The sequence below is a fragment of the Pseudomonas sp. GL93 genome (assembly GCF_003408955.1).
Taxonomy (GTDB): domain Bacteria; phylum Pseudomonadota; class Gammaproteobacteria; order Pseudomonadales; family Pseudomonadaceae; genus Aquipseudomonas; species Aquipseudomonas paracarnis.
The window spans coordinates 19,647-31,546 of the sequence record NZ_NKRF01000041.1; the positions used below are offsets into that span (position 1 = coordinate 19,647).

Annotated in this window: 11 protein-coding genes and 1 riboswitch; of the genes, 5 read left to right on the top strand and 6 right to left on the bottom strand. The window is 60.2% G+C overall.

The features are described from left to right. The first annotated feature begins 82 nt into the window (after positions 1 to 82). A complete protein-coding gene (gene ligB, locus CER19_RS06955; protein WP_165861611.1) occupies positions 83 to 1,747 on the top strand; it encodes an NAD-dependent DNA ligase LigB in 1,665 nt (554 codons plus the stop codon). Between the two features lie 39 nt (positions 1,748 to 1,786). After that, the gene (locus CER19_RS06960; protein ID WP_116665892.1) at positions 1,787 to 2,182 is read left to right on the top strand and encodes a DUF1090 domain-containing protein; all 396 of its coding nucleotides are present in this window, start codon (positions 1,787 to 1,789) and stop codon (positions 2,180 to 2,182) included. Between the two features lie 6 nt (positions 2,183 to 2,188). Here the strand turns inward: CER19_RS06960 and CER19_RS06965 are convergent, their stop codons facing one another. Then, the gene (locus CER19_RS06965; RefSeq protein WP_116665893.1) at positions 2,189 to 2,638 is read right to left on the bottom strand and encodes a cytochrome c; all 450 of its coding nucleotides are present in this window, start codon (positions 2,636 to 2,638) and stop codon (positions 2,189 to 2,191) included. 129 nt (positions 2,639 to 2,767) lie between these two features. On the opposite strand from CER19_RS06965, the gene CER19_RS06970 reads away from it, so the two are divergent. Next, on the top strand, positions 2,768 to 3,961 hold the full coding sequence (locus CER19_RS06970; protein WP_116665894.1) for a murein transglycosylase A: 1,194 nt from the start codon (positions 2,768 to 2,770) through the stop codon (positions 3,959 to 3,961). A gap of 130 nt (positions 3,962 to 4,091) precedes the next feature. On the opposite strand, the gene CER19_RS06975 is transcribed toward CER19_RS06970, so the two are convergent. Then, positions 4,092 to 4,478, bottom strand: coding sequence for an MAPEG family protein (locus CER19_RS06975; protein ID WP_034128911.1), 387 nt, complete (start codon positions 4,476 to 4,478; stop codon positions 4,092 to 4,094). Positions 4,479 to 4,507: 29 nt separating this feature from the next. Then, a complete protein-coding gene (locus CER19_RS06980) occupies positions 4,508 to 5,341 on the bottom strand; it encodes an EamA family transporter (protein WP_116665895.1) in 834 nt (277 codons plus the stop codon). Positions 5,342 to 5,444: 103 nt separating this feature from the next. Here CER19_RS06980 and CER19_RS06985 point away from each other — a divergent pair, with 103 nt between their 5' ends. Then, positions 5,445 to 6,704 carry a sodium:proton antiporter gene (locus CER19_RS06985; RefSeq protein WP_003194982.1) on the top strand — a complete coding sequence of 420 codons (1,260 nt, stop codon included), beginning with the start codon at positions 5,445 to 5,447 and terminating at the stop codon, positions 6,702 to 6,704. Here the strand turns inward: CER19_RS06985 and CER19_RS06990 are convergent. From CER19_RS06990 to CER19_RS07000, 3 genes are all read right to left on the bottom strand, one after another. Beyond that, positions 6,698 to 7,585, bottom strand: coding sequence for a formate/nitrite transporter family protein (locus CER19_RS06990; RefSeq protein WP_116665896.1), 888 nt, complete (start codon positions 7,583 to 7,585; stop codon positions 6,698 to 6,700). The genes CER19_RS06985 and CER19_RS06990 overlap by 7 nt on opposite strands. A 71-nt stretch (positions 7,586 to 7,656) precedes the next feature. Continuing rightward, a complete protein-coding gene (locus CER19_RS06995; protein WP_116665897.1) occupies positions 7,657 to 9,576 on the bottom strand; it encodes a patatin-like phospholipase family protein in 1,920 nt (639 codons plus the stop codon). A 100-nt stretch (positions 9,577 to 9,676) separates the two neighbouring features. Next, entirely contained in the window at positions 9,677 to 10,081 is a 405-nt protein-coding gene (locus CER19_RS07000) for an acyl-CoA thioesterase (RefSeq protein WP_065871910.1), read from the bottom strand. A gap of 198 nt (positions 10,082 to 10,279) precedes the next feature. Next, positions 10,280 to 10,386, top strand: a riboswitch (S-adenosyl-L-homocysteine riboswitch). A gap of 21 nt (positions 10,387 to 10,407) precedes the next feature. Here CER19_RS07000 and ahcY point away from each other — a divergent pair. Further along, entirely contained in the window at positions 10,408 to 11,817 is a 1,410-nt protein-coding gene (ahcY, locus tag CER19_RS07005; RefSeq protein WP_034128916.1) for an adenosylhomocysteinase, read from the top strand. The last annotated feature ends 83 nt before the right edge of the window (positions 11,818 to 11,900 follow it).

Below are 11,900 nucleotides of genomic sequence, written 5' to 3' on the forward strand. Positions count from 1 at the left end.
GTAAAAAGCCTCGCTCGGTCGGGGCTTTTTTGTGGGCGCGTGGATCACTTAGGCTGGGGGCCCTTTTCGAGCAAGGATGCTCATGATGCACGTATTACTGGCTGTTCTCATAAGCGCCCTGCCAGCCTGGGCCTGGGCCGAAGCCTGTCCAGATAACGTTCACTCGCAATTGGAAACCCTGTCCAGGCAAATCCAGCAGTGGGATGACAGCTATCATCGGCAGGGCCAGTCCCTGATCAGCGATGAGCTCTACGACCAGGCCCGCAAGCGCCTCGCGCATTGGCAGGAATGCGCCCGTCAGCAGCCCCCCAAGCCTGATAACCCGCTGGCCAGTGCGCGCGGCACCTTACGTCACCCGGTCGCGCACACCGGCCTGCAAAAGCTGCCGGGCGAGCCTGCCGTCAGTGACTGGCTTAGCACTCGCCAGGATGTATGGGTCCAACCCAAGGTCGATGGCGTCGCGGTGACGCTGGTGTATCGCCAGGGCCGCTTGCACCAGCTCATCAGTCGGGGCGACGGCCTGCTGGGGCACGACTGGTCAGCCTCCGCCGCCAAGATCCCGGGCATTGTCCAACAGTTGCCCGACGCCGTTGATGTGGTGCTGCAAGGCGAACTCTATTGGCGCCTCAACCATCATGTGCAATCGCTCAAGGGCGGGCTCAATGCACGCAGTAAAGTGGCTGGCCTGATGAACCGTCGCCAGTTGAGCGACGCCCAAGCGGCAGGGATCGGCCTGTTCGTCTGGGCATGGCCCGACGGCCCGAAGGACTTCACCGAACGCCTGGCCACCCTGGCGCGCTGGGGGTTTACCGACAGCCAGCAGTACAGCCAACCCGTCGCTTCTATTAGCGAAGCTGCGCATTGGCGCACGCACTGGTACAACGCTGCATTGCCTTTCGCCAGCGATGGCGTGGTGCTGCACCAGGCTGCGCGAGCGCCCGCCGAGCGCTGGCAAGCCAGTGCGCCGTATTGGTCGGTTGCCTGGAAGTACCCGGCCATCAAGGCCCTGGCCCTGGTACGCAACGTCCAGTTCAGGGTGGGGCGCACCGGGCGCATTACCCCGATCCTCGAACTGGAACCCGTGCGGCTGGATGATCGGCAGATCAGCCGGGTCAGCGCCAGCTCCCTGAAACGCTGGCAAGCCCTGGATATCCGCCCCGGCGATCATGTGTCGATCAGCCTGGCGGGCCAGGTGATACCGAGACTGGACGAGGTGATCCTGCGTAACGAGACGCGCGTGGACCTGCAGGTACCCGACCCTCAAGACTTCCATGCTTTGAGCTGCTGGCAACTGGACCCCGGCTGCGAAGATCAGTTGCTCGCCCGCCTCACCTGGCTGAGCGGCAAACATGGCCTGGCCTTACCCCATATGGGCCGTGAAACCTGGAACGTATTGATCCAGGCCGGTCTAATCACAGGCTTTCTCGATTGGTTGACCCTGGATGCGGCCGAGCTTGCTACCATTGAGGGCTTAGGCGAGCGGACCCGTGCGCGGGTGCTCGACAGTATTCAAAGCGCCCGGCAACGCCCTTTTTTACAATGGCTCTGCGCCTTGGGCATACCGCCAGCGGCGCGTAACAACCTGGAAGGTAACTGGCAGACGCTGGTCACCAAAGACACCCAAGCCTGGCTGGCCTCAGACGGCATCGGCCCGGGACGCGCGGCGCAACTCAGCGCTTTTTTTCGCGACCCGCACGTACAAGCCTTGGCTGAAACATTACGCGTAGCCGGGATAGACGGGTTTTAAACACCCCCCGGCCACCTGATTGCGAACTTGGAGCTTTATATGAAATTTCTCGCCCCCTTTGCCTTGCTGACCGTCGCAAGCTTCATGGCCACGCCGCTGTTGGCCGCCGAAGACGTACAACCCCTCACCGGCTGCGCCGCCAAGCGCCAGGCCATCAGCAGCCAGATCGAACAGGCCAAGGCCCACGGTAACAGCGCCCAGCAGGCCGGCCTGGAAAAAGCCCTGGACGAAGTCACCACCCACTGCACCGATGCCGGCTTGAAGAAAGAACGTGAAAACAAAGTGCTAGACGCCAAGCATGAAGTCAGCCGCCGTCAGGCCGACCTCGACAAGGCCATGAAAAAAGGCGACCCGGACAAGATCAACAAGCGTAAGGAGAAGCTGGCCGACTCGCGCAAAGAGCTGCAAGGCGCGGTGGAAGAACTCGACCAGTAAAACCGGTCAATGATCGCGGAACTGTTTATGGCAGGCGCTGCAGGCATCTTCAACTTTTTGCACCGCAGGTTGAAGGTTGCTGGCTTTATAAGGCTGCACTTGGCTGGCGATCACCAATTCACCGGTGGCCGCCTCAAGGTCACGGGCCAGTTGCTGGAACTGCGCCTGTTTTTGCCACACATCATCTTTGGCACTGGTGTGGTCTTCTTCGCGCACGCTCGGGAAATGCTTCCACGGCTCATGGGACAACGCATCCAGTTTGACCGCACCCTCGGCGAACTTGGCGCCGTCAAATGGGATACGCCCGCGCAGCATCCCGCCCAGGTCTTCACCGGTCTTGAGCATCTGCTTGAAGATCGCCTTGCGCTGGCCCAGGGGGGAATTGGGATCAACACCGCCACAGGCAGACACCGTCAGGCAGGCCAGCAATACAACGGTCAATTTTTTTAACATCATCATGGCTTCAAGGTCACGGGAAACGGCGGCCAGTATCCTCGCACCGCCCGCAAAGACCAATAGCCCTATTAATAATAAGGGTTGCCCGGATGCAGTGAAGCACGGGCAACCGTTTCAGGAATTGCTTGCATGAATGTCACCTTCAAACCCTGGGGCCGGCGCCTGGCGTGGGCTCTGCCAATGTTCGCGCTACTGGCCGGCTGCGATGCCGGTAAAGACGCCGGCAAAGAAGTTGCACAGGAACCCTCCAAACCTCACGCCGTTGCCACCTATGTGAGCGCACCATGGGAAGCCTTGCCGAGCGTTTCCGACAGCGACTTGCTCGCCGGCTTCGAATCCTGGCGCAGCGCCTGCCAGCGCCTCAAGGCCGACCCGATCTGGGGCCCGACCTGCGCGGCAGCGGCCAGCGTACCGGGCGATGTCGTGGCGGTTCGTGGCTTTCTCAAGGAACACCTGGATGTCTTCGGCCTGCGTTCGGCGGACAACACGCCAAACGGTTTGATCACGGGCTATTACGAGCCGGTCTACCCCGGCAGCCTGACCAAGACCGCCACCGCCCACGTGCCGGTATACGGCGTGCCGGACGACCTGATCATCGTCAACCTCGACAGCATCTACCCGGAACTCAAGGGCAAGCGCCTGCGCGGGCGCCTGGAAGGTCGTGTGCTCAAGCCGTATGACGATGCCAGCACCCTCAACAGCCAAGGTTCCACCGCCAAGCCGATCGCCTGGCTGACCGACCCGATGGACCTGCAATTCCTGCAGATCCAGGGCTCGGGGCGTATTCAACTGGCCGGTGGGCGCCAACTGCGTGTGGGTTACGGCGACCAGAACGGCTACCCGTACCGCCCTATAGGCCGCTGGCTGGTGGAACAAGGCGAACTGAAAAAAGAAGACGTGACCATGGGCGCCATCAGCGCCTGGGCCAAGGCCCACCCGCAGCGTATTCCTGAACTGTTGGCGAGCAACCCCAGCTACGTATTCTTCAGCGCCCGCCCCGACAGCAACGAAGGCCCGCGCGGCTCGCTAAACGTGCCATTGACCGCCGGCTACAGCGTGGCAGTGGATCGCAAGGTGATTCCGCTGGGCAGCCTGTTGTGGTTGTCGACCACCAAGCCAGACGGCACGCCACTGGCACGCCCGGTCGCCGCGCAGGATACCGGCGGCGCAATCACCGGAGAAGTGCGCGCAGATCTGTTCTGGGGCACAGGCAATGCCGCAGGCGAGTTGGCGGGGAACATGAAGCAGCAAGGCCAGATCTGGATGTTGTGGCCCAAAGGCGCGGCGTTGCCCCAGGTTCCGGATGCGCCTGCCGGAACCTGACCGGAAGAGAGCTTGGGCTTTTTTGTAGGAGCGAGCTCGCTCGCGAAGAACTCACAGACGCCGCGTCTATTCAGGAAGCACGCGTTATCGTTGACGTTCTTCGCGAGCAAGCTCGCTCCTACAGCGTCCCTCACATCGAAACGAAGAAGAAACTCGCAATCAACGCCATACCCACGGCCCACACCAGCGAACGCAAGATCGCCCAGTCCGCCAGGTAGCAAATGATGTACAGCAGGCGGCTGGTGATAAACAGCACAGCCAGCACGTTGATCGTCACCAGTTCGGCGTTGCCGGCCAGGTGCGCAATGATGACTGCAGCGGCAAACGCCGGGGTCACTTCGAAACTGTTGAGTTGCGCGCTATGAGCACGCTTGGCGACGCCTTCCAGGCTATCGAGGAAGGCACGCGGGTCGTGGTTATCCCGCGGCCCGAACTTGCCTGTACTGAACTTGGCCACACCGGTGCAAATGTACGGCAGAAAGATTGCGATCAACACACACCATAAAGCGACTGTCATCACCGATTCCTTTTAGTTTTATCCGACGGTTAGAGTTTCATCACCAACATGCCAATCAACACCAACCCACAGGCTATGAGCCGTGGACGGCCAAAAGGTTCTTTCAAGTAACGCATACCGAACAGCACCACCAGAATCACACTGACTTCGCGCAACGCGGCAGCTTCGGCAATCGAGCCCAACTGCATGGCCCAAAGTACCAAAGCGTAGCTCAACAACACGCATAACCCCACGCTCAACCCCAACCGCCACTGGGTGCGCCAGAACAGGCTAAAGGCTGCACGTTTACGCACCAGCGCCAGCAGCGGAAACGGCCAGGCGCTGATCAGCGTCAACCACACCAGGTAATCCAGCGGGTGCGACCAGCGCCGCAGCGCCTGCCCATCCAGAAAGGTGTAGCAGCCAATGCACAGGCCGATCAGCAACACCACCGGCAGCATCGACCAGGGCAACCGGTCACCGCCGCCGCCCTGCCACAACAGGCATACCATGCCGAACGGGATCAGCAAGATCCCCAGAATCTGCTGGGTGCTCAGCACTTCACCAGCAAACACCAGGGTCAGCACCAGCACCACCAGCGGCGACAAACCACGCATCAACGGATACACCAGGCCCAGGTCACCCACCCGATAGGCCTGGATCAACAGATAGCGATAGAGCAATTCAAACAGCGCCGAGGCCGCGATCCACGGCCAGATGTCCAACGGCGGCAAGGACACGAACCCCACCGCAAATACCACGAACAGCAGCGCCACACTGTCCATGCAGGCGATGACTAAAAGGCGCTCGCCACTGAACTTGATCAAGGTGTTCCACGTCGCATGCAACAGCGCCGCTACCAGCACCAGAACTGTGGCTATCACCAGAACCTCCTTAATTGATACGTCATGTGACAGCACCTGTTTATACTAAACCCCGATTCGACGCACCCCGTGCGCCTATATTCCCCCGCTCCAAGGACCCCGGATGCTTGAACTTGTCGCCGCCTTCATCTGCCTCACCACCCTGCTCACTTATGTGAACTTCCGCTTTATCGGCCTGCCGCCCACCATTGGCGTGATGGTCACCGCACTGCTGTTCTCGCTGATCCTGCAAGGCCTGAGCGTGCTCGGCTACCCGGGCCTGGAAGAGCGTATCCAGCAGTTGATCGGCCAGATCGACTTCGGCGATTTGCTGATGAACTGGATGCTGTCGTTCCTGCTGTTCGCTGGCGCCTTGCACGTCAACTTGAACGACTTGCGCAGCTACCGCTGGCCCATCGGCCTGCTGGCAACCTTTGGCGTGTTGATCGCCACCGTGGTGATCGGCAGCCTGGCGTACTACATCTTCGCCCTGTTTGGTTGGCACGTGAGTTTCCTTTACTGCCTACTGTTCGGCGCGCTGATTTCCCCCACCGACCCCATTGCGGTGCTCGGCGTGCTGCGGACCGCCAATGCCTCCAAACCGCTGAAAACCACCATCGTCGGCGAGTCGCTGTTCAATGATGGCACCGCCGTGGTGGTGTTTACCGTGCTGCTGGGCATCGCGCAATTGGGTGAAACGCCCACCGTGGGCGCCACGGCCATGCTGTTTGCCCATGAAGCCATTGGCGGCGTGCTGTTTGGCGGGCTGATCGGCTATCTCGTGTACCTGATGATCAAGAGCATCGAACAGCACCAGATCGAAGTCATGTTGACCCTCGCCCTGGTGATCGGCGGCTCGGCCATGGCCTCGGAACTGCATGTGTCCGCGCCGATTGCGATGGTGGTCGCGGGGCTGATCATCGGCAACCTGGGGCGCAAGCTGGCGATGAACGACATGACGCGTCGCTACCTGGATGGTTTCTGGGAACTGCTCGATGACATGCTCAACGCCTTGCTGTTCGCGCTGATCGGCATGGAGCTGCTGCTATTGCCATTCAATTGGCTGCACGTGTTCGCGGCCAGCCTGCTGGCAGTGGCGATCCTGCTCTCGCGCCTGCTGACCGTGGCCCCGGCGATCCTGTTGCTGCGACGTTGGCGCACGGTGCCACGCGGCACTATCCGCATCCTCACCTGGGGCGGCCTGCGCGGCGGCGTCTCGGTGGCACTGGCCTTGGCCCTGCCCCTGGGGCCGGAGCGTGACTTGTTGCTGAGCATCACCTACATCGTGGTGCTGTCTTCGATCCTGTTGCAGGGGTTGAGCATCGGCAAGCTGGTCAAGCACGTGACCCGGGGCGAACCCCAGGCCACGCCTGAGCATCACTGACCCTTATTGATCTGCTGCGGATGCCTCGGATCCGCAGCCTTTTTACCTGGCAGGCTGCTTTCGCTGCGAACCTGCGCATGGCTGATCAACGCAAAGATGAAGCTACCGCCGATGATGTTGCCAGCCAGGGTCGGTCCGGCGAAGATCAGCCAGAAATCCTTCCACGGCAACTCGCCGGCAAACACCAGATAGGACACTTCGGCTGAACCGACGACGATATGGGTGAAGTCCCCGAGCGCCATGAAGTAGGTGATCAGGATGATAATCCACAGCTTGGCGCTCTCCATCGACGGAATCATCCAGACCATGGTGGCGATCATCCAACCGGAGACGATGCCCTTGGCGAACATCTGCGCGGGGTCGTTCTCCATGACCTTGCGACCGATCTCGAGGAAGGCCAGGTCAGTCTTGGTATCGAAGATCGGCAGGTGCAGCATCACGTAGGCCACCAGCAAGGTGCCACACAGGTTGCCCACCAACACCACCGTCCATAGCCGTAACAAGCGGCCGGCGTTGGCCAGGGTCGGTTTGCTCATCACCGGCAGCACGGCGGTCAGGGTGTTTTCGGTAAACAACTGCTGACGGGCAAGAATCACCGCGAGGAAGCCTGCGCAATAGCCAAAGCTGGCGATGACCTTGAATTCATCACCGTCCGGCAGGCGCGAATTGAGCAGGCCCATGCCCATCAGCGACAAGCCCATGGTCAGGCCGGCGGCCAACGCCGACCACCACAGCGCTGCCACACTGCGCTCTAGCTCCTGATCGCCTTGGGTGCGGATAATTTCGTGTAATACAGCCGCACGAGGCGGCTGGTTGTCATCAACGTCCTGCTGCTCTTCCTGCGAGAGGTTGGGGGTCTTGCCGTCTGCTTGAGTGGCCATGATGTACCAGAGTCCAAGGGGTGCCTGTAGCTACGACCCGCCGCGACGATGGCTGTTCAGTGGCACTGCAACTAAACCGGAATACGCCAAGCCTTGGCCTGCTCCACGGTGGTAGAGCTGAAGGGTTTACTCCAGGGTTTATTGCGCGCCCGGTAGTGTTTGACGATGCCATCAAGCACACGGTTGAACTCCGCTGGCGTCGTCGCCTCGCCCAAATCACGCACCGCACGTTGCAATAACTCAACGTTGGCAGCCGGTTGGCCAGGACGGTATAGCGAGGGATAAATGACTTCGCGGATAAAATTCTCTGCCTTCACCCCGATATCGCGTTTTTGCATTTCAGTGACACCGCGGCTCAACACCTTGGACAGGCCTGAGCCATTGCCCGCCCTTTGTTTGGCGCCCACCTGCAGCAGTTGCTGAAAATTACGCTGCCCTGGCGCATTCAGGCGCTTGCCCAGCCATTCGATATCCTCGGGTCTACGGGCGAGGGCGTCCAGATTGCGCAGTGCCGAGGCTATTTTTGGCGTAATGACCAGCGACGTGTCGGATTGATTAGCTTCGCCAATGGCAGTGTCCAACGCCTTTAGCGCCTGCTGTGCGTCTTTGCGAAAGCGCAACGCCTCGGCGCCGGCCGGGTCCTTTTGCAGGTCAACTTGCACGCTGGCGAGCATTTGATCATCCATCGCCATCACGGCATCGTTCAGCGAGGGGAACTCATGACGCTCACGCTCCAGTTCACGCTTTTGCAGATGCCCTGACACCGCCTGGCGAGCCTGGGCCTGCAAATGCTGTTTCTGCTCGGGGGTCATGGTGAAGTTGACGGTACCACCGAGCAGGCCGCGAAAGTCGCCTTTGTCCGAGTTCAGCGGCAACGTGACCGTTTGCTCCGAGAACGCTTGGAGCCGGTCATTCTGGTAGGTTTCAGCGGCGGTGTGTGGCGTGCCGGTGAACGTGTCGGCCAGAAAGCTGAAAAAACCACCACTCCTGGGCGGTGCTGATGCCTTGTCAGACTCGAACTTGACGATCAGCGCTTCGTCCTTGCCCAGGGGGCTTTCCGGGAACGAGCGCTCGATGACACCTGGGGCAGGGGTATTGAGCAGCAACCCGCCGTCCTGAAACGCCGTGACCTGCGACGCTGCCTGGAACCCGTGCCCCTGCTCGGTGGGGCTCTTGAACAACCCAGGCAGGGCACCCGAAATAAGCGCGGCGCGGGCGATATCCATATCCGGTGTCAGGTTGGCATTGAACACCACTAACTGCGGGCGGCCATCGAACATGCCCGTGCCGGTGATGTTCAGTTGCTTGATCGCCGGAATATGCCGGTTCAACACTTCCAAGTCGCGAAAAGTCGCCCCCCCGCCAGCGCTGAGCCGTTCGGCAATTGCCGTAACTTCCGGCGGGCGGTTGGCTGGGGGCATGCCGGCGATATGGGCGAGAATCGATTGACGCGATTCGTTGCGGATCAAGTCTTCCAGCGGCTGCCCCTCGGTTTGCAGGCGCGGCAGCAACGTCAGCAGCAGTTGAGAGATATTTCCAACCGGCCCGGGCAGGCTTCTGACGAGCTTGCCGAGCTCGGAACTGGCGTCCTGCAACCAAGACGTGACCGGGTCTTTGCTGTTGAGCAAGCTGGGCAGGTCAAGGTTATTCGACAGTTGCGTAAAGGCCTTGGCATCCATGCCGCTGGCGAGCAGTGCTGCGGAAATCGCACCGGCAGAAGAACCGGAAACCACTTTCACGCCTTTGAGTTTGTCGGCGTCTTCAAGCGCCTGCACCATGCCTGGAAAGGCGATGCCCTTGGCGCCACCGCCACTGAGCACCAAGTGAGCGGGCGGTGGCGGTGACAGCACCACCTCCACACGCCCATCGCTGTGACGATAAACACTCAGGTTGCGCTCGCCCACACCTTTGACCAAGGGCATCTTGGCGCCCTGGTCGCTGATTTGCGGCGATGGGGGGTGATTCTCTACAACAGAACCGGAGACTTTCATACACGAGGCTCTCTCTACAGGATGTAGGCCTGAGTGATGAGAGAGCCTCAGATAGATCCACGCGGAATGATTTGGTAAAGCAAATCAGGCCACCAGGTTGTTACTCGGGAAGACTGTCGTCCTGGAACTGGTCCTTCACGTACTTGATTTCGGTACGGCCGTGGGGCGCCGGCAAACCGTCTTCGCCCAGGTTGACGAAGACCATTTTTTCTACGGTCAGAATGCTTTTACGCGTGATCTTGTTGCGCACTTCACAGGTCAGGGTGATGGAGGTGCGGCCGAACTCGGTGGCAGTGATACCCAGCTCGATGATATCGCCCTGGCGCGAGGCGCTGACAAAGTTGATTTCCGAGATGTACTTGGTGACCACGCGCTGGTTGCCGAGCTGGACAATGGCGTAGATGGCCGCTTCTTCGTCGATCCAGCGCAGCAAGCTGCCGCCGAACAGGGTGCCGTTGGGGTTGAGGTCTTCGGGTTTTACCCATTTGCGGGTGTGGAAGTTCATGGTCACTCCAAAGCGTCTTGCGAAATGATGGGCAACATCATGGCAGAGCCCAGGCCCAAGCTCTATGAGCCATTAGCTATCAAGCCCATGAGCGATCTTCATGCCGCCGACAGAAAGGCTTGGGAAGTGCCGCTTACACGGCTATAATCGCCTCCGCTTCAAAACGGTCATCTTCGATTGATACCGTTCTCCCGCCACCTGTCCGAGGGGCGCTGCAGCAGGTTCAACCTGTCAGGCTCGGATGGGGCGTTGTCCGGCCTGGTTGTCCTGGCCTGATACAAAACGCACAACGGCGCCCATTCGCACACTACGAATGGAGGCTCTCTATGAGCGCTGTAATGACGCCTGCAGATTTCAATGACTACAAAGTCGCCGATATGTCCCTGGCTGCCTGGGGCCGTCGCGAAACCTTTATCGCCGAATCCGAAATGCCTGCCCTGATGGGCCTGCGTCGCAAGTACGCCGCAGAGCAACCGCTCAAGGGCGCGAAGATTCTCGGCTGCATCCACATGACCATCCAGACTGCCGTGCTGATCGAAACCCTGGTTGCCCTGGGTGCCGAAGTGCGTTGGTCGTCGTGCAACATCTTCTCGACTCAAGACCAGGCCGCTGCCGCTATCGCAGCCGCCGGTATCCCGGTATTTGCCTGGAAGGGCGAGACCGAAGAAGAGTACGAGTGGTGCCTGGAGCAAACCATCCTCAAAGATGGCGCGCCTTGGGATGCCAACATGATCCTGGACGACGGCGGCGACCTCACCGAGCTGCTGCACAAGAAGTACCCGCAGATCCTCGATCGCGTCCACGGCGTGACCGAAGAGACCACCACCGGCGTACACCGCCTGCTGGACATGCTGGCCAAGGGCGAACTGAAAATCCCGGCCATCAACGTCAACGACTCGGTGACCAAGAGCAAGAACGACAACAAGTACGGCTGCCGTCACAGCCTGAACGATGCGATCAAGCGCGGCACCGACCACCTGCTGTCGGGCAAGCAAGCCCTGGTGATCGGCTACGGTGACGTGGGCAAGGGTTCGTCCCAGTCCCTGCGTCAGGAAGGCATGATCGTCAAGGTCTCCGAAGTTGACCCGATCTGCGCCATGCAAGCCTGCATGGACGGTTTCGAAGTGGTTTCGCCGTTCATCAACGGTCAGAACGACGGCACCGAAGCCAGCATCGACAAAGCCTTGCTGGGCAAGATCGACCTGATCGTCACCACCACCGGTAACGTGAATGTGTGCGATGCGAACATGCTCAAGGCCCTGAAGAAGCGCGCCGTTGTTTGCAACATCGGTCACTTCGACAATGAAATCGACACAGCTTTCATGCGCAAGAACTGGGCATGGGAAGAAGTGAAGCCGCAGGTACACAAGGTTCACCGTACCGGCGCTGGTGATTTCGACCCACAGAACGATGACTACCTGATCCTGCTGGCCGAAGGCCGCCTGGTGAACCTGGGCAACGCCACTGGTCACCCAAGCCGCATCATGGATGGCTCGTTCGCCAACCAGGTATTGGCGCAGATCTTCCTGTTCGAACAGAAGTACGCCGACCTGTCGCCCGCCCAGAAAGCCGAGCGCCTGACCGTGGAAGTACTGCCCAAGAAACTCGACGAAGAAGTGGCCCTGGAAATGGTCCGCGGCTTCGGCGGCGTGGTGACTCAACTGACCAAGACCCAGGCCGACTACATCGGCGTGACGGTTGAAGGTCCGTTCAAGCCGCACGCTTACCGCTACTGATTTGCCTGCTGCCCGCTCTCTTTATGGGGGCGGGCTTGTGTGGGAGCGGGCTTGCTCGCGAATGCGGTGTATCAGCCCATACC